18 protein-coding genes are annotated in these 17,292 nt (G+C 58.5%); 16 read left to right on the top strand and 2 right to left on the bottom strand.

The window, feature by feature from the left end:
* Positions 1–54: 54 nt before the first annotated feature.
* The 9 genes from AAC01S_RS02925 (at position 55) to ku (ending at position 10,347) form a co-directional block, all read left to right on the top strand.
* Complete coding sequence (locus tag AAC01S_RS02925; RefSeq protein ID WP_174520816.1) at positions 55–408, top strand: nucleotide pyrophosphohydrolase; 354 nt, start codon at positions 55–57, stop codon at positions 406–408.
* A gap of 141 nt (positions 409–549) precedes the next feature.
* Positions 550–981: a tetratricopeptide repeat protein gene (locus tag AAC01S_RS02920; RefSeq protein ID WP_067618500.1), complete on the top strand. Its 432-nt coding sequence runs from the start codon at positions 550–552 to the stop codon at positions 979–981.
* A complete protein-coding gene (gene dapB, locus AAC01S_RS02915; RefSeq protein ID WP_281178102.1) occupies positions 971–1,696 on the top strand; it encodes a 4-hydroxy-tetrahydrodipicolinate reductase in 726 nt (241 codons plus the stop codon). Before AAC01S_RS02920 ends, dapB begins: the two co-directional genes overlap by 11 nt.
* A 46-nt stretch (positions 1,697–1,742) precedes the next feature.
* Positions 1,743–2,864: an N-acetyl-alpha-D-glucosaminyl L-malate synthase BshA gene (gene bshA / locus AAC01S_RS02910; RefSeq protein WP_067618599.1), complete on the top strand. Its 1,122-nt coding sequence runs from the start codon at positions 1,743–1,745 to the stop codon at positions 2,862–2,864.
* 11 nt (positions 2,865–2,875) lie between these two features.
* Positions 2,876–4,099, top strand: coding sequence for a CCA tRNA nucleotidyltransferase (locus AAC01S_RS02905; RefSeq protein ID WP_169793996.1), 1,224 nt, complete (start codon positions 2,876–2,878; stop codon positions 4,097–4,099).
* The gene (locus tag AAC01S_RS02900) at positions 4,096–5,106 is read left to right on the top strand and encodes a biotin--[acetyl-CoA-carboxylase] ligase (RefSeq protein ID WP_067618492.1); all 1,011 of its coding nucleotides are present in this window, start codon (positions 4,096–4,098) and stop codon (positions 5,104–5,106) included. Before AAC01S_RS02905 ends, AAC01S_RS02900 begins: the two co-directional genes overlap by 4 nt.
* Before the next feature lie 69 nt (positions 5,107–5,175).
* Positions 5,176–6,567, top strand: coding sequence for a tetratricopeptide repeat protein (locus AAC01S_RS02895; RefSeq protein ID WP_067618489.1), 1,392 nt, complete (start codon positions 5,176–5,178; stop codon positions 6,565–6,567).
* Between the two features lie 62 nt (positions 6,568–6,629).
* Positions 6,630–9,455, top strand: a complete 2,826-nt coding sequence (gene dinG, locus AAC01S_RS02890; RefSeq protein ID WP_067618486.1) for an ATP-dependent DNA helicase DinG — start codon at positions 6,630–6,632, stop codon at positions 9,453–9,455.
* 73 nt (positions 9,456–9,528) lie between these two features.
* On the top strand, positions 9,529–10,347 hold the full coding sequence (gene ku, locus AAC01S_RS02885; protein WP_067618483.1) for a non-homologous end joining protein Ku: 819 nt from the start codon (positions 9,529–9,531) through the stop codon (positions 10,345–10,347).
* 28 nt (positions 10,348–10,375) lie between these two features.
* Here ku and AAC01S_RS02880 read toward each other — a convergent pair whose 3' ends face one another.
* Positions 10,376–11,362 (bottom strand): ATP-dependent DNA ligase, encoded by a 987-nt coding sequence (locus AAC01S_RS02880; RefSeq protein ID WP_169793995.1) that lies wholly within the window; start codon positions 11,360–11,362, stop codon positions 10,376–10,378.
* A 57-nt stretch (positions 11,363–11,419) separates the two neighbouring features.
* Between AAC01S_RS02880 and ligD the strand changes: the two genes are divergently transcribed.
* From ligD to AAC01S_RS02860, 4 genes are read left to right on the top strand one after another with little or no spacing between them, the layout of a single operon-like run.
* Positions 11,420–12,310, top strand: a complete 891-nt coding sequence (gene ligD / locus AAC01S_RS02875; RefSeq protein WP_067618477.1) for a non-homologous end-joining DNA ligase — start codon at positions 11,420–11,422, stop codon at positions 12,308–12,310.
* Positions 12,311–12,361: 51 nt separating this feature from the next.
* A complete protein-coding gene (gene mtnP, locus AAC01S_RS02870) occupies positions 12,362–13,165 on the top strand; it encodes an S-methyl-5'-thioadenosine phosphorylase (protein ID WP_174520813.1) in 804 nt (267 codons plus the stop codon).
* Complete coding sequence (mtnA, locus tag AAC01S_RS02865; RefSeq protein WP_067618474.1) at positions 13,162–14,175, top strand: S-methyl-5-thioribose-1-phosphate isomerase; 1,014 nt, start codon at positions 13,162–13,164, stop codon at positions 14,173–14,175. The genes mtnP and mtnA overlap by 4 nt, the downstream gene beginning before the upstream one ends.
* A gap of 41 nt (positions 14,176–14,216) precedes the next feature.
* A complete protein-coding gene (locus AAC01S_RS02860) occupies positions 14,217–15,530 on the top strand; it encodes an amidohydrolase (RefSeq protein WP_067618471.1) in 1,314 nt (437 codons plus the stop codon).
* On the opposite strand, the gene AAC01S_RS02855 is transcribed toward AAC01S_RS02860, so the two are convergent.
* Positions 15,505–15,729 (bottom strand): hypothetical protein, encoded by a 225-nt coding sequence (locus tag AAC01S_RS02855; RefSeq protein WP_067618468.1) that lies wholly within the window; start codon positions 15,727–15,729, stop codon positions 15,505–15,507. The two genes, AAC01S_RS02860 and AAC01S_RS02855, sit on opposite strands and share 26 nt — an antisense overlap.
* A gap of 87 nt (positions 15,730–15,816) precedes the next feature.
* Here AAC01S_RS02855 and surE point away from each other — a divergent pair, with 87 nt between their 5' ends.
* The 3 genes from surE to AAC01S_RS02845 are packed head-to-tail and all read left to right on the top strand — an operon-like array spanning position 15,817 to position 17,248.
* On the top strand, positions 15,817–16,563 hold the full coding sequence (surE, locus tag AAC01S_RS02850) for a 5'/3'-nucleotidase SurE (RefSeq protein WP_083511460.1): 747 nt from the start codon (positions 15,817–15,819) through the stop codon (positions 16,561–16,563).
* Between the two features lie 17 nt (positions 16,564–16,580).
* Positions 16,581–16,757, top strand: coding sequence for a YpmA family protein (locus tag AAC01S_RS18595; RefSeq protein ID WP_083511459.1), 177 nt, complete (start codon positions 16,581–16,583; stop codon positions 16,755–16,757).
* Positions 16,754–17,248 carry a PepSY domain-containing protein gene (locus tag AAC01S_RS02845; RefSeq protein ID WP_067618464.1) on the top strand — a complete coding sequence of 165 codons (495 nt, stop codon included), beginning with the start codon at positions 16,754–16,756 and terminating at the stop codon, positions 17,246–17,248. The genes AAC01S_RS18595 and AAC01S_RS02845 overlap by 4 nt, the downstream gene beginning before the upstream one ends.
* Positions 17,249–17,292: the final 44 nt, after the last annotated feature.

Raw genomic sequence — 17,292 nt, 5'->3', positions numbered from 1 at the left:
AGGATAGACAGGATGAAGGACCATGACCCACGACACGGCGACAGGACGATGGGGATGGCGACTGGCCGCAGGGGAGTGAACAAGCAGTTGGGACTCGCGGATATGCAAAAACAGGTCGATGATTATATCGGACAATTTAAAGAAGGCTATTTTCAACCGATGACGCTCGTGGTGAGGTTGAGCGAAGAACTCGGAGAACTGGCTCGAGAGGTCAATCATCACTTTGGCGAAAAACCGAAGCGTCAGGATGAAGCGGATGGAAGCATCGCGCTCGAACTGGGGGACATGTTGTTCGTGATCGCTTGTCTCGCCAATCGGTTGAATATCTCACTCGACGACGCGTTTGCCGCGGTCATGGAGAAGTTTCAAACGAGGGACAAAGACCGCTGGACGAGGATCGAGAAATAGCCAATGGCGACACAGCGACTTGGCACGTTGAAATAGGTAGGGAAAGGCCTTTCGGGGGCATCTGGACCGTCAGTTCCGTCCGTGGGCCAAGGTACAATCCCTTGCAAGACGGCCTCCGTACAATGCACGGAGGTGGTGTACATGTACGACGATCGGTTGATTCAAGCCGGATTCGCCTACTTGTACGTAGGGTTGTACGACGAAGCGTTGGCTTCGTTCGTCCGCGCCATCGAAGCGAATCCGTCCCGGCCAGAACCGTATTTTCACGCATCCATCACGGCCCATCGCAACGGCGACCTCGCAAATGCCAGCCGATGGGCCATGCGGGCCATGGAATTGGCGCCGGATCGCGCCGAATACGTGGAAAATTGGCGAGTGATCACGGCTTCCCAATTGGTCGAAGAGAGCCAGTCGACCTTTTTTCAAGGGGATACCAAGGGCGCGTTGAAGCTGCTCCGTCAAGCGTTGGCCCACGATCCGCTGCATCTGGATGCGCGCAGGCAGCTTGACCAATTGTGCCGCTTATACCCGACCGCGTGTGTGGAAGCAGAGGAGGAGACACGTGACAAATAATGTGATACGCGTAGCCATCGCCGGAGCCACAGGGCGCATGGGAACCGCAGCCGTTCGGGCTGTCTCGGCCACGGACGATCTCGTCATCGCAGGGTTGCTCGTTCGCGAAAAGCGGCCCGATGTGGAGGCGAGTCTGGAACCGTTTGGACAGGCCTACGACAATGCAGAGACCCTGATAGCAACAGAACGGCCAGACGTCTGGTTGGATCTGACGACGCCTGAGTCAGTGGTCAACCATGTCGATTTCGCCCTCTTGTCAGGCGTGCGTCCAGTCGTCGGCGCCACAGGCTATTCGCAAGACGACTTGGAACGTTGGAATCAAATCGCCGCGGAACGGGAAATTGGAGGACTTGTTTGCCCCAATTTCGCCATTGGGGCGCTGCTGATGATGCGGTTTGCGGCCGAGGCAGCGAAATGGATGCAAAAGTCGGAGATCATCGAGCTTCACCACGACCAAAAGCGGGACATGCCGTCAGGGACGGCCATTCGGACGAAGCGAATGATGGATGTGGATTACGACGTGCCCATTCACAGCGTTCGACTGCCAGGGTTTGTCGCGCACCAAGAGGTCATTTTTGGCGGTACCGGAGAAATCCTGACCATTCGCCACGATTCGTTAAACAGGGAGAGTTTCATGCCTGGCGTATTGACCGCCTGCAGAAAAGTCGTCCAGTTGCGGCAGGTCGTCTATGGACTTGAGCATTTGCTTTGGTGACAACGAACAGACGGCGAGAGGAACGATCACGGGAGGTGGCACCACTTTGAAAATTGGGATCAGCTGTTATCCAACCATCGGCGGTTCCGGCGCAGTCGCCACGGAACTCGGGAAAGCGTTGGCAAGCCGTGGACACGAAGTCCACTTCATCGTCACCGATGTTCCATTTCGGCTTGGCACGTTTATTGAGCACGTATACATACACGAAATTGACACAGCCACCTATCCCGTCCTGCGAACGCCGCCTTACGATTTCTCATTGGCCGCGTTGATGGCGAAGGTCGTCGACGACTATGAATTGGATGTGCTGCACGCCCACTACGCGTTGCCATTCGCTGTCTGCGCGTTTCTCGCCAAGGAAATGGCGTCGCGCGACGTCAAAGTGGTGACGACGCTTCACGGGACCGACGTGACCGTGCTCGCCCAGGACAGCAGTCTCAAGCAAGTCATGAAGCTCGGTATCGAACGGAGCGACGCCGTGACTGCCGTCAGTCGAAGTTTGATTGAACAGACCGTCGAGCTGTTTCAAACGGAGAAGCCCATCGAATGTGTCTACAACTTTATTGATACCGACGTGTTCGTGCCGAAAGTCGGTCAGCGTGTGCGCAGATCGCTCGCCAAACCGGGAGAACGAGTGCTTCTGCACATCTCGAATTTCCGTCCCGTCAAGCGGATTTGCGACGTGATCGACATCTTCGCCCAGGTCCGCCAGTCCATCGAAGCGAGATTGGTGCTCGTCGGCGAAGGCCCGGACCTGTCGCGCGCGAGAGATCGAGTGCACGATCTCGGCTTGAATCCGTATGTCGACTTTCTCGGCAAACAGGACGAAGTCGCCCCATTGGTCGCCGCCGCGGACATTCTTCTGCTGCCTTCGGAGAAAGAGAGCTTTGGACTGGTGGCGCTGGAGGCGATGGCGTGCGGGATCCCTGTCATCGGATCGACCGCTGGCGGCATTCCCGAGGTCGTCGTGCACGGAGAGACAGGGTTTCTCTCGGAGATCGGCGATACGGACTCGATGGCCGCCCATACGCTGCGGTTGCTCGAAGACAAAGAACTGTATGCGCGCATTGCGAAACAGGCCAGGGAGCGAGCGCAGAAGTCGTTTTATATCGGGGACAAGGTAGGCGAGTACGAGGCCATCTATCGACGGGTCTGCGGCATGGTATGAGACGCTTTCCCGTGCCAGAACCGGTGATTCCCGTCATGTCGACCTTGTCGGACGCCGGTTATGAGAGTTACCTCGTCGGCGGCGCCGTTCGCGACATGTGGCTCGGCAAGGAGATCCACGATTTTGACGTGGCCACATCCGCGGCGCCGAACGAGGTGAAGCGGTTATTCAGGCAAACCATCGACACGGGGCTTCGCCACGGAACCGTGACGGTGGTTTGCGGGGGCCATCACATCGAAGTCACGACATTTCGCGAAGAAGGTCCGTATCTCGACGGGCGACGGCCGTCGTACGTGTCGTTTTCCACCGATCTCATGGCCGACTTGGCGAGGCGCGATTTCACCATGAATGCGATGGCCATCGCCCGCGATGGGACGCTCATCGATCCATTTGGCGGCGCCGTCGATCTCGCCAATCGCCAACTGCGCGCTGTCGGAGTGCCAGAGGAGCGCTTCTGCGAAGACGGCCTCCGGCTGCTCCGTGCCTTGCGTTTCGCCGTCACGTATGATCTCCAGATGGAAGCCGAGACGTGGGCCGCTGTCGATCGCGCCGCAGAGGCGATGGGCCCGATCGCGAACGAACGGATCGGCCAAGAATTGCTGCGTTTGCTCGCGGGACCCTGGCCGCGACACCTGCCGTTGTTGGCCGAATCCCGTCTGTGGTTGGTCAAAGGGGAACCATTGGCGTGTCTGCGCCAGGGCTTCGCATGGATGATGAAAGCGGCTCACGCGGCGGCACAGGCGGAGGCTGCGCCAGTTGGTATCGACGGTTTAGCCGTTCTGTTCGCCGGTCTGGACGATGGACCGCAGTTCGTCAAACAGCTCTGCCAAATGTTCGCCTTGGGCAAGGACGCTGCCAAGTCGGCACAAAGCGTCTGCGAGTTGGTCCAGAGACTCTTGCGCGGCGGCGAAACAGGCTGGTCCACACACACGCTGTTCGAAGCGGGCCACGACGCGGCGACGCGAGCCTTGCAAATCTGGTCGTGGCTGTCGCCGACGGACGTGGCAAATATCGCGCAGGCCGAGGAGAAGATTCGCCGGCAGCCCCTTTGGTCCAATCGCGATCTCGCCATTTTCGGCCAGGATTTGCTGGAGTCAGGCATCCACGGCCCAGAAATCGGCCAACTGCTGCGATGGCTTCGCGAACAGGTGCTGGACGGACGTTTGGAAAACGAGCCTCGCACACTCCTCGCCGCAGCGTTAGACGAGAGCATAAAGAGGGGAATGTCGTCATGACCTTGGATGACATGGATATTCAACAGCGCCTGGTCCTGGCGTTTACACAGTCCAAGCAGCCCATTTCAGGGGAGGAATTGAGCCACCAGTTGGGCCTCAGCCGAACAGCTGTCTGGAAGCACATCAAGCAACTCGAAGCGTTGGGGTTCACGTTCGAGGCGTCGACTCGGGTCGGTTACGTCTTGCGCGATTGGCCGGACGAGTTGATGCCGGCCTTGGTCAAACCGCACTTGGCGCCAGATCGCGCAGGTGCGTTGGGACATCTGATTCTGTGGGCGGCAGAACGGGAATCGACCAATGTCACGGCGATTCAATTGGCGTCCGAGGGCCAACCGCACGGCACGGTGGTCACCTGCGGTGTGCAGACCGGCGGCAAGGGCCGGCGGGATCGGGCGTGGACATCGCCGAAAGGCGGCATGTGGTTTTCGATCCTCCTGCGCAACCCGTGCGCCTTGTCGCAAGCTGCCGACTTGACGCTGCTGGCGAGTCTGGCGGTCCAGCGAGCCCTGGCCAAACACGGTGTGAACACGCGCATCAAGTGGCCTAACGACATCCTCTTGAACGGGCGAAAACTGTGCGGAATTCTGGCGCAGATGCGCACAGCCGGCGAGACCATCGATTACGCCGTGCTCGGAATCGGCATCAACGCCAACTTTGTAGAGCAGGACCTGCCGGCCGACTTGCAGGGCAAAGCCACGACAATTCTGTCCGCGACAGGCAAACCAGTCTACCGTCCGCGGCTGCTCGCCGATATTCTCGCCGAGATCGCGGCGCTTTACCGTCTGTTCGACGAGGGCGGCGGCTTCGCGGACATTCGCGACGAGTGGCTGGCCGCTTGCGCGACCATCGGATCGCGCGTCGAAGTCCAAGTGGGGCGGGAGATCGTGGCGGGGACCGCCATCGACGTCGACGATCACGGCAACCTCCTGATGCTGCTCGACGATGGCACGCGACATCGTGTTCACAGCGGCGAAATCCTCTTTCAAGCCCGCGACGTCATCCCCTAATCGCAATTGGTTGCATAAAGTTCCGCGAGCGACGGACGCTAGGGGGATGAAAGCGAGGAGGAACGCGCCGTGCAGTACGTGGAACTTGCAGCCATCGCGGAAGCGGTTCAAGCGCTGAGATCGAAACTGCCCACTGCCGATGAGACATTGCGGGAGAAATTGTCCGATACGCTGTTGACCTTGCGAGAACTGGCGAACAAAACCTTGGATGCGTGGATGTCGGTGGACGAAGCCATCGAAGAGACGTACGCGCTGCTCGAGTCGCCGTCCGTCGCGAAGGATGCCATGCCTTCGGAGACGCCTTCCGACAACGGGACGATGGTGGAATCGGGGGACGCCCTCGACAGTCCGTACGCCGAAGGCCTGTTTGACCTGTCGGCCAAGTACGAATGTCAACTTCGCAAAGGACTTGCCTACTACGATCTTCGCATGTTCGATCACGCCGCAAAGACACTCTCCGACGCGATCGACGAAGCGGACTGCAGCGGCGACAGCCTCGGGGCGATGATTTACGTCGCGCTCAGTCAACTCCACGCAGGCCACCTCGACGAAGCCAAACAAACACTTGCGACGGTCGAAGCGGCAGTCGATGCTGATGACGAGATCGTGCTGCAGGCGCTGCTCGAAGTTCGCACGTTCCTACATGCGAGCGAACGCGATTGGCAGAACGCCATCCATACGCTGTACAACTTGCTCGACTTCGACTCCGACCGCGGTGAAGTCTGGTTCAATCTTGGCGTATGCCACATCCACCTGGGTGAATTTGCGGCAGCGGAACGCTGTTTCGCCCAATCCCACGCGCGAACGGATGACGAGGAAGCCTTGCTCTGGCGTGCTCTGGCGTTGGTTTGGGCAGGCAACGGCCGGGCCGCGAAGACCATTGCCGAGATCATTCCGCCGACAGCGTCGACCGTCAAATGCATTCGGCTTCGCGTGATGCTGCTGTTGGCCGTGGGCCTGCACCAGCATGCGTTGATGCAAGCCCGGGAATACCAGCGCCATCAAGACAACCTCGCACTCGGTCTCTACCTGGAGGCTTTGTGTTGCGTCGTGATGGGTTCCAGTGCGAGGGCGTCGGTGTTGTGCAAACGGGCGCTCACCATCGCCCCGGACGATCTGCCGCTGACAGCCTTGCTCGGCTGTTGTTTGTATCTCATCGGAGACTACGATCGTTCGGAGGGCGTCTTGGCAAACTTGGCCAACCAATTGCCGTCCGTTCCGGGCATGGTTTCGCTGCTTCTTGGGCGTCTCGCCATACGTTCCCACGACACACACCTGGCGATGAAGCATTTGCACGCGGCCGCCAAGTCCTCCCAGACTTCCATTCGCCGCCTCGCGGCGCTCTATCAGGCGGTGGTCTACGAACGCAGGGCGGAATCGGAAGATTTGGTCGCCTCGCTGCAACGAGCGGTTCAACTCGGGGTTCCAGCGGATGTCCTTCGTCATGCGGACGGCCCCTAGCCCCAGTCCAGTCCACTTTGCTAGAATAGGATCATCTCGCAAAATGGGAGTTGCTCCGAAACGTGACATACGTTGTAGTGGACATCGAAACAACCGGATTCGATCCGACCAGCGATGACATCATCGAGATCGGGGCCGTTAGAATGGATGGCAATCAGGCGGTGGAAACTTTCCACCGCCTGATCCGTCCGTCCCGCAGCATACCGCAGGAAATCACCGACTTGACCGGAATCTCGAACGATATGGTGAAAACCGCGCCGGCGTTGGAAGACGCCTTGCCTGAGTTCCTCTCGTTTCTCGGAGATTCCGTCATGGTCGCTCACAATTTACAATTTGATCGTTCGTTCATTCAGCAGAAGTGCGAGTCGATTGGCCACACGCTCCTCGGCGCGGACGGATTGTGCACGCTCAATCTGGCTCGCATCCTGTTTCCCAGTCTCTCGAACTACCGACTGGAGAACGTTGCCCGAACCCTGCAGATTGACGTCGATGAAACCCATCGGGGTGTCGCCGACGCCCTGCTGGCCGGTCAAGTCTTGTACAAGCTGGAGCAAAAGGCAATTCGGTTGCCGCTCTTGGTCCTGCAAAACCTGAGCCAACTCGCCTCACTCTATTCCTCGATCACGTCCGATTGGTTCAGCCAACAGGCAGCGCACGTCTTGGAGCAATCGGGCGACACCTTGCCGGAACCGTTGGACGTCCGCGATGGCCTCGTCTTTGCGAAAGAGCCGGAACGGACGCCCAAACGAAATGGTCGTGCCGGCGTGCTGGACCATCTCGAAGATCTCGGTCGAAAAGCGTCCGAACTGCTGGGTCCAGACGGACCCATGAGCAGACTGCTTGAAGGGTATGAACCTAGAGCGGGTCAAATGACCATGATTGAAAAGGTGAGCGAAGCGCTTGTGCACGGCAAACACGCGGTCATCGAAGCCGGGACGGGAACTGGCAAGTCGATGGCCTACCTGATCCCTGCCGTCCTCTACGCGTTGGCGACGGATGAAAAGGTCGTCGTCAGCACGCACACCATCGCGCTGCAGGATCAAATCGAGCAACGCGATTTCCCCACGCTGCAACGGCTGTTTGACGGCACCATTTCCCTGGCTGTCCAGAAGGGCAGAAAGAACTACGTCTGCCTTCGCAAGATCAAAGGCGAATCTACGGCACAGTCGTTCGTCACGCCGATGGACGAGATTCAAGGCGTCATGTCTCTGCTCGTCTGGCTGACGGAAACGCCCGACGGAACCAGGGACACCTTGTCGACCGGCGCGGTGGGTCACGCGCAGTGGGCGCGCGTGCAAAGTGAAACCGATTCGTGCATCAACAAGCGGTGTCCGTTCTTTCGACCATGCTACTACTTTCGCGCCAAGGGCGCGGCGCAGTTGGCTGACGTCGTCGTCACCAATCACTCGCTCTTGTTGTCCGACATGAAGGCGGACAATCGAGTCCTGCCAAAATACGATGCGCTCGTGATCGACGAAGCCCACCATTTGGAGGAACAGGCGACGAAGCATCTGGGAAGCGAAGTGCACGCCGTCCAGTTGGCGGCGTTTGCCAACCGACTGAGCCGAGATCGAGGCAAGAGCGGGGTGCTTGCCGATCTTAGGACGCGCGCGGCAGAATCGCCGACCGCGCCCAAGCGGATGGTTGAGCGCCTGGACGCCGCGCAGGAGTGGATTGAAGAGATTCAACGGACCTGCGATCACGCATTCAACATCCTTGGCGGACTCGTTCCGCAGGGCAAAGCGGAGTACCGGCTCACCGACGCGTGGCGGCAAACCGACGAGTTCCGCCTCTTCGTGCAGGCGATGGACGAGCTTGCCCATCCGTTGAAATCGCTCGAAGAGCTCCAGCAAAGCCTGCAGGAATGGGCCAAGAACGCCGTATCCGACGACGAGGCGGGCCGCATCGTCGACGCGTCGGGATTTCTCGGCACATGGATCGAAAGCGTCCGCTTGCTTGAGAGCACGTCGCTCGAGTTGCCGGACTTTGTGACCTGGATTGAACGCCGAGGCACGTCACGCCCGCGCTGGAGCGTGCATCGGGCGCCGATCGACGTTTCCGCCGCACTGCGCTCCGCGCTGTTTGAACGGTACGACAAGGTGATTCTCACCTCCGCCACACTGTCCGTCAAAGGAAACTTCGACTACGTGGTGGCACAACTCGGACTCCAGGAATCCGTCCGCGACGGCAAACTGATTGCCACACACGTGCCTTCGCCGTTCGACTACAGCGCGCAGGCAATGCTTTGTGTTCCCAACGACGTGCCCGAGTTGGCGAAGATGTCGCCGCAAGAGGCGGCGATGTGGCTCGGAGACTCGCTGTATCAATTGGCGGTCGTCAGTCAGGGGAGGATTCTCGCTCTCTTCACCAGTCATCAGATGCTGCGGGAAACGGCCAAGCTGATCCGCCAGCCGCTGCGCCAGCACGGTCTGCAATTGCTGGCGCAGGAGATCGACGGCGGCAGGACAGCGATGCTCGAAGCGTTTCGCAACAACCCGAAGAGCGTGCTGCTCGGTGCCCAGTCGTTCTGGGAAGGGATCGACCTCCCTGGCGATCAACTGACGACGCTCGTCATCGTCCGGTTACCGTTTGCGCCGCCGACCCACCCGGTGACCGAGGCGCGGCACGAGCGGATCGAACAGAATGGAACGAGTCCGTTCTGGGCGTCGAGCCTGCCGGAAGCGGTTGTGCGTTTTCGCCAAGGATTTGGCCGCCTGATTCGAACTCGCCAAGACAAAGGCGTCGTTGTCGTGTACGACAAACGCCTTATCACACAGCGCTATGGCACCACGTTCGTGCAGTCGTTGCCAGGCGTTCGTCCGCTCGTTGCTCCGGAACGGGATGTCCTCTCGCATATTCAAACATTTTTGGGGCAATCTGCTCGCTAGTCGAGGCATGCCGCGGGCGTGTGTGACCCACCCTACTCGTAGGAGTCCGAGTCGACGGGAGGGTGGTGCAGGGATGCATACGATGTGGAAAGGTTCCATCAGCTTCGGCCTGATCAACGTCCCCGTGCGCATGTACAAAGCGACGGAGAGCCAGAGTGTTCGTTTTCGGCAATTGCACAAAGCGTGCAAAACGCCCATTCAGTACCAGAAGACGTGCCCCACGTGCGACATCGAAGTGAAGGCAGAGGATATTGTCAAAGGCTTCGAGTACGCGAAAGGGCAGTTCGTCGTGATCGAGGACGACGAACTGGAAAGTTTGAACCACGAGCGCTCGCAAACGCTCGATATCGTCCATTTCACGGACGCGCATGAAATCGACCCGGTCTATTACGACAACACGTATTACCTTGCGCCGGAGCAAACTGGACGCAAAGCTTACGCCTTGTTGGCACAGGCCCTCGGAGACACCCATAAAATCGCCGTTGCCCGAACGGTGCTGCGGGCCAACGAGGCCATGGCCTGCATCCGCATGAGCGACGGCGTGCTCATCATGCAAACGCTGTTTTGGCCGAACGAGGTCCGGTCCACGTCGGAACTGCCGTTCGTTCATCAGGCTCCCGACGTCGCCGAGGAAGAACTCGACATGGCCGTCAAGCTCATCCAACAGCTCAGCAAACCGTTCGATCCCGCCCAATTCAAAGACGAGCGCAAAGACGCGGTGGAGCGTTTGGTCGAACAGAAACTTGCCCACATGGAGACGACAGGCGAAGTCGAGAAGCCAGCCGCCGCCACGGCCGACGTGATCAGTTTGATGGACGCGCTGCAAAAGAGCATCCAAATGACCAAGGCGGAACCCCTCAAAGGCAAAGGAAGGAAGAAAAAGACCTCGTAAGCAAATGGTCCGTCCTTACCTGCCTGGCTCACATGTCCGCCTTCGCCATCGTGCATTCGAACGGCGGGACGTCCGAGCGGGCAATCAGTACAGGCTGGCGCAGGGTTGCGTCGGGCGTCCACTCGAGGAACGAAACCTTGACCGTCAGCTCTGGTGCGGCCCAACGGGCCGCACCACGCCGAAGGTCGTTCGGAATCTCGACGAAGGGCGATTCTGCCATGTAGGTCAGTTCTGCCAGCAGTTGTTTCCACTCCGTTTGTGGCAGCCTCCCGGTACCGACATGCCCGACACAATGCAGCAGCTGACGTTCGTCGTAAAGGCCCACAATCAGTGCGTTGGGCTGGTCATCGCGGAGTGTGACTCCGCCAACGGCCAGGACCGCGTTGCGGATGTGTTTCAGCTTTTGCCACCGATTGTCCTTTCCGCCAATCAAGTACGGTTTGCGCAGGTCTTTCACCACAATGCCCTCTAGCCGCAGTTGTTTCGTCGCTTCGAACAGCGCGCCGAGATCGGCCTCATTGTCGACCATTCGATACATATGCGCCGGCTCCAGAACGCGCCTGAGCAGCGTTTGGCGCTCCTCCAAATTTCTCTCGACAAGCCAATCTCCATCGAGAAACAACATGTCAAAAACCATGTAGAGAACGGGTACATCGCGGGAAGCGGCCTGGATGGCCTTGGGCGTCTGGGAGCGATCCCGCCGCATCAATTCGTAGAACGACGGCCTGCCATCGACCATCGCGACGACTTCGCCGTCCAGCACACAGGAATTGGCATGCGCGTACTCTCGCAGTTGCAAAAGCTCAGGGTACTGCTGCGTTCGCTCCCGGCCATTGCGATTCCACAACCGAATCTGCCCGCCATCGATGTACGTGAGCAGCCGCACGCCATCCCACTTGACCTGGCCGATCCAGTGGCTGCCCGTTGGCAATTCCTGCACTTGAATCGGCTCAAACGGCCGTATCACGGGGAGATCCACCTTCATCCGCTCCTGTTCGCGATGTCTGTATTCCATCAGTTTGCCCGGAATCGGGCACACTAGGCGGGAAACGAGAATGGGGAGGCGGCATGTATGGCTGTGGAGCAATTGGAAGTTCAGGCGGAGGTGCCGGTGAACATTACGCATCCGGACAAGATCCTGTTCCCGGAAGTACACAGGACCAAGATCCAATATCTCCAGTATCTCGCCACGGTCGCTCCTGTCATGCTGCCTTATCTGGCGGATCGCTCCATCACACTCGTGCGCTGTCCACACGGCGCCGTCGGCAAACGATTCTATCAGCGCCATGTACTTGCTGGAACGCCTGAATTCGTGCCGTTTCGCATCAACGCGGAAGGCAAGAAGGAAATCGTGATCCACAACATAGCGACCCTGTTGCACTACGGCAACCTCGGCGCGCTTGAATTTCATGCGGGGTTGCACCGGCTCAGCGTCCATGAGCCCGATACGCTGTCGTTTGATCTCGACCCAACCGATACGTCCGATTTCGAACGCGTTCGCGAAGTCGCCATCCACTTGCGCGATACCTTGCAATCTCTGCAACTGCCAAGCTTGGTCAAAACCTCCGGGGCAACCGGTCTTCAGGTCTACGTGCCTCTGCAATCGACCATCCCGTACGACGATTCCAAACGGTTCGTGCAGTTCATCGCGCGTTATCTAGAACAGAAGTGGCCGAACATCGTGACGACCGAGCGGTTCGTCAAAGATCGCGGGGACAAAGTCTACGTGGACGCGCCGCAGCACGGCGAGTCGAGAACGCTCATCTGCGCGTACAGCGTGCGTGCCACACCCTCAGCAACCGTATCGACGCCCATCACGTGGTCGGAATTGGAGAACGGATGCCATCCTCGCGATTTTACGATCGACAACGTACCGGATCGGATTCGGAAATTCGGCGATTTGTTTCATTCCGAGAAGCGGGGCTCCATACGCGACTTGTTGGAGGCGATTTCGGGACAATAGGGAAGTTGTCGCGTATAATCAGGCTAAGCAAGTCAAGCAGGGAGTGAAACCATGGGCATTCGTTACGCCATCATCGGCGGCACCGGGGTCTACAACGCTGGTGACATCGCCGATGCAGATACAAAAACGATACATACGCCGTATGGCGATACAATGGTCACGATTGGCCGCTACGCGGATCGCGAGGTCGCGTTCATGGCGAGACACGGGGTGCAGCACGGCACACCGCCGCACCTCATCAATTACAGGGCGAATCTGTACGCGCTCAAGTCGCTCGGCGTCGAGCAGGTGTTGGCGACGGCGGCCGTCGGTTCGCTACAGCGATCGTACCAGCCTGGCGAACTGGTGTTGGTGGACGACGTGATCGACATGACAAAGTCGAGAAAAAGCACGTTTTTCGATGAAGGGCGCGTCGTGCACGTCGATATGTCGGATCCGTACTGTTCACGGCTTCGCCGAGGCCTGAGAGAGGCCGCCGGCAAGTTGGGCTACGACCTGCACGATGGCGGCGTGTACGTCTGCACGGAAGGACCTCGCTTTGAAACGAAAGCTGAAATCGCGATGTACGCACAGCTCGGCGGCAGCGTCGTCGGCATGACGAGCATGCCCGAAGCGACGCTCGCGAAAGAGCTGGAATTGTGCTACGCGACGGTCTGCATGGTCACCAATTGGGCCGCCGGCCTGTCGCCGCACCCGCTGACGCACGAGGAAGTCACAAGCGCGATGGCAGCCAACGTGGAGAAGCTGCGGCGCTTGTTCTATCAGTTCATCGAGAACGACACGGGCGAACGTACATGCGGGTGCACGACCGCGGTAGGCGGACAGGCTCCGTTGACAGGGGAGGAATCGGCGTGAGAGCCATCCAATGGGCTCCCGGCGAAATATCGCTGCTGGATCAAACGAAGTTGCCGCATGAGACGGTCTGGGAGACGTTTCGCTCGGCGGCGGAAGTTGCAGACGCCATCACCGCCATGAAGGTGCGCGGCGCCCCGGCCATCGGCGCGGCGGCGGCGTTCGGCCTGGCTGCCGAGGCGCATCGACTGCAGGGGCAGCCTCGCTTGAAGGAGCAACTGATCGAAGCTTCGCAACAGTTGCGCAAGGCTCGGCCAACCGCGGTCAATCTCGCTCAAGCGCTCGACGAGATGGACGAGGTGCTGCGCGGAGTCGACGACGAAAGCCGGATTGCCGAGGAACTTTATCGACACGCCTTGCGCATCGCCGAACTCGATGTGCAAACCAATCGACGAATTGGAGATCTCGGCGCCGAGTTATTGAAAGATGTCGGCGGGCGCATTTTGACGCACTGCAATACCGGATCGCTGGCGACGGTTGAATACGGAACAGCGCTTGGCGTGATTCGCAGCATGCACCGGGATGGCAGTTTGCAGCGTGTGTATGTCGACGAGACGCGCCCATACCTGCAGGGCGCACGCCTCACGGCCTACGAATTGATGGACGAAGGCATTCCCTTCGACATCGTCACGGATTCGATGGCGGGCTATTTGATGGGACAAGGTATGGTGGACGCCGTGATCGTCGGCGCGGACAGGATTGCTCGAAACGGCGATACCGCCAACAAAATCGGGACGTATTCGCTTGCGGTGCTGGCCAAATACCACGGTATTCCATTTTATGTCGCGGCACCGATGACCACGGTTGACCTTCGCACCGAGTCGGGGGATGCGATTCCCATCGAGCAGCGGCATGCCAAAGAGGTCACGCATATGTGGGATTTGCCCATCGCGCCGGAAGGCGCATCGGCCCTGCATCCTGCGTTCGACGTGACGCCGGGAGAGCTGATCACGGCCATCATCACAGAGCGAGGGATCGTCCAGCCGCCCTACACCACTGGATTTTCGTCCTGATTCCCTGGGCGGACTCGTCGAATAGGAGAGGAGCAATCGCATTGCCAAGCGGACGTATTAGCGTGATCGAAGTTGGACAAGCCATACTCGACGCGAACACGGTTATCAACGACAACGTACACTTCGTCATCCAGGACGGCGTTATCCAGCATGTGGGTCAGGGCGATTTTCGGCCCAGCGAAGCATTCCCGCACGTTGATCGGTGGATTCGCAAACCGAATCGAATCGCCATCCCTGGTCTCATCAACACGCACGGCCACGCTGCCATGACACTGCTTCGCGGTGCGGGCGACGACATGCCGTTGATGAGTTGGTTGAGTGATCGGATCTTTCCGCTCGAAGACAAACTCACCGAAGACGCGATTTATTGGGGAACCCTGTTGGCGGCTTGGGAAATGTTGATTTCTGGCACGACCGCGTATACCGACATGTACATGATGATGGACAACGCGGCGCGCGCGGTCGCCGAATCCGGGATGCGCGGCGTACTGTCGGTTGGAATGGTCGGATTCGACGAACAGAACCGGGAAAATGGGCGTCGGCGCAGCCGGGCGTTCAAAGCGTGGCACAATACATACGATGGGCGCATAACAGTCACATTAGGACCTCACGCTCCGTACACGTGCAGTCCCGAATTTCTCGCCGAAGTCGCCGACTTGGCCGCGGAGCTTCGTCTTCCCGTGCAAATTCACATCAGTGAAACGCGCGTGGAACTGGAAAATTCCCTTCGCGATCACGGTCTCACACCGGTGGCGCACGTCGCGCGCACAGGCCTCTTTTCGGTGCCTACGCTGGCGGCCCACTGCGTGCACGTCACAGACGAAGACATCGACCTGATGAAGCAATACGGTGTGCGCGTCGCGCACAATCCCCAAAGCAACCTCAAACTTGGTTCAGGCGTCGCGCCTTTGCCGAAGATGCTGGAAAAGGGGATTGTCGTCGGGATCGGCACAGATGGAGCGGCAAGCAACAACAACCTCGATATGTTCGAGGAAATGCGGTTGGCCGCAACGCTTCACAAAGGCGTTCACGAAGACGCGGAATGCATCGATGCAAAAACAGCGTTTCATTTGGCGACAGCGGGCGGCGCACGCGCTTGTTTCATCGAGAATGGACTGGGCGTTTTGCACAAAGGCGCGCCTGCGGACTTCGTCTTGCTGGACGGCAACTCGCCGCACTTTCTTCCTCAGCACAATCTGTTGTCGGACGTCGTCTACGCGTCGGGCGCGGACGATGTGCAGGATGTATTCGTCAACGGCGAATGTGTCGTGGCGAATCGGCAGCCCGTGTCGATTGACACGGAACGAGTCCAGTATGAAGTCAAACGCATTAAAGATGCCTTGACCCAATCGTGAGACCTTCGGGCTGCACGAGGTCATGGGACTCTGGATGCGGCCACTCCTCCTCCGAAAAGGTGACTCGCACCTTGGCCCATTCAACGCATTGGGCCGACGCTTCACCGAACATGGCGGACGTGAGAAGTGTTTGTTCAATCCCGTCGACATACGTTTCCAGCGGTGAATTCACGTGGTGAGTCCGTTTCGGAGCAGTCATAACAACACCTCCCGCTGAAGTACTCCTAGTATGGGCGGCCGACTTTGGCGTATGTTGCGGGAATGCTGGCAGGAAAGGAGACATTCCATGCGCATACTGATAAGTAATGACGATGGCATCGACGCGGACGGCATACGCGCACTGACGACGGTCATGGCGACGGTGGGCGACGTGACGGTTGTGGCCCCTGACACCCAGCGAAGCGCTTCCAGCCACGGCATCAGTCTGCATCGGCCAATTGTGGTTAAAGAACGCGGGGTGCCAGGGGCGGTGGAAGCGTACCAAACATCGGGAACGCCGGTCGACTGTGTCAAATGGGCACTCGCGACGCTTCACCGCCAAAACCCTTTCGACATCGTTCTGTCCGGCATTAACGAAGGCGCCAATCTCGCCACCGACATCCTATATTCCGGCACGGTCGCAATCGCGGGCGAAGCGGCCTTGCAGGGCGTGAAGGCCATCGCGTTTTCGCACGTGGGTCCACCGTTCGATTTTGCGATCGCGGCAGATGTCAGTAAAATAATATTTGAACTCATTTATCCAATCACATTGCCGCCGGACACGTTCATCAACGTGAATATTCCACTGCTGGAAGGCACGCCGACATGGACTTGGACAGATGTTGGGGTTCGCCGTTATCACGACGTCTTTACACTGGAACTGGACGCGGAAGGACGGCAAGTATATCGATATGGGGGCGATTTGATTGACCTGCCCGGAGAAGGCGAGACGGATATTCGCGCCGTCGCAAACGGACAGGTGAGCCTCACACCATTGCGGTTCGGATTCACGCACCAAGAATTTCTCAATCAACTGCGCAAGTTCAAACCTTAGGCGGACGGTGGAACATTTTGGAAGGTAAACTCAACGTACTGGCTACGCATCAATGTCAGAAGACAGACGATTTGTATCTATTGGTGGACTTTTTAAACCGCAATTTGAAAGACAAGGACATCATCTTCGGTCTGTCCAAATCGGATGAACCAGATAAAATGCAAATTACGCTGTATCGGACGGACATCGAATGAGTACATGGCGGGTGTGGGCAGTCACAGTACCATTGCTCCTGATTTTGGTTGCCGCCGGAGTCGCGATGTGGCTCTGGCGCAACTTGTCCTCCTACTGGAGCGCTGAAACGGCTGCGGCGCAGTATGTGTTGAACCATACGCCTATCGATCATCTGCAGACATACCAAGTGTTCACAGCTTCTGGAGTCGAAGATGTGTTCGAAGGGACCGACGCGTTTCATCAAGAATGGTACGCATTTTACGATCAGAACCAAAATGAAGCATTCGTCGTTCCGACTGCGAGCGTTCTGCCGAAGTCAGCCGCGGTCAAACAGGCTCGCCAGAGCGGGATTGTGCCGACCGCCGAAACATTGGGTTACGTAACATCCCAAGCGAGCGGCACACTTCACCCGCGCGACCATATCGTCTATGAAGTCGTGGGCACGGCCGGCAGCAAACTTCGGTTTGTCTACGTCGACGCGACAACTGGACGCGTTCTCTGGAAGTACTGAGTGCACTATTGTTACAATGAAGTAGTCGGACCGAGTGGAAGATC

Source organism: Alicyclobacillus acidiphilus NBRC 100859 (genome assembly GCF_001544355.1).
GTDB classification, from domain to species: Bacteria; Bacillota; Bacilli; order Alicyclobacillales; family Alicyclobacillaceae; genus Alicyclobacillus; species Alicyclobacillus acidiphilus.
This window is presented reverse-complemented; position numbering and strand designations above follow the sequence as displayed.

What these genes read in the sequence shown, in the direction of transcription:
- AAC01S_RS02855 (WP_067618468.1), bottom strand. Translation starts at nt 15,729, where the DNA reads ATGACTGCTCCGAAACGGACTCACCACGTGAATTCACCGCTGGAAACG.
- mtnP (WP_174520813.1), top strand. Translation starts at nt 12,362, where the DNA reads ATGGGCATTCGTTACGCCATCATCGGCGGCACCGGGGTCTACAACGCT.
- ku (WP_067618483.1), top strand. Translation starts at nt 9,529, where the DNA reads ATGCATACGATGTGGAAAGGTTCCATCAGCTTCGGCCTGATCAACGTC.
- surE (WP_083511460.1), top strand. Translation starts at nt 15,817, where the DNA reads ATGCGCATACTGATAAGTAATGACGATGGCATCGACGCGGACGGCATA.
- AAC01S_RS02920 (WP_067618500.1), top strand. Translation starts at nt 550, where the DNA reads ATGTACGACGATCGGTTGATTCAAGCCGGATTCGCCTACTTGTACGTA.
- AAC01S_RS02880 (WP_169793995.1), bottom strand. Translation starts at nt 11,362, where the DNA reads ATGGAATACAGACATCGCGAACAGGAGCGGATGAAGGTGGATCTCCCC.
- AAC01S_RS02925 (WP_174520816.1), top strand. Translation starts at nt 55, where the DNA reads ATGGCGACTGGCCGCAGGGGAGTGAACAAGCAGTTGGGACTCGCGGAT.
- ligD (WP_067618477.1), top strand. Translation starts at nt 11,420, where the DNA reads ATGGCTGTGGAGCAATTGGAAGTTCAGGCGGAGGTGCCGGTGAACATT.
- AAC01S_RS02845 (WP_067618464.1), top strand. Translation starts at nt 16,754, where the DNA reads ATGAGTACATGGCGGGTGTGGGCAGTCACAGTACCATTGCTCCTGATT.
- AAC01S_RS02900 (WP_067618492.1), top strand. Translation starts at nt 4,096, where the DNA reads ATGACCTTGGATGACATGGATATTCAACAGCGCCTGGTCCTGGCGTTT.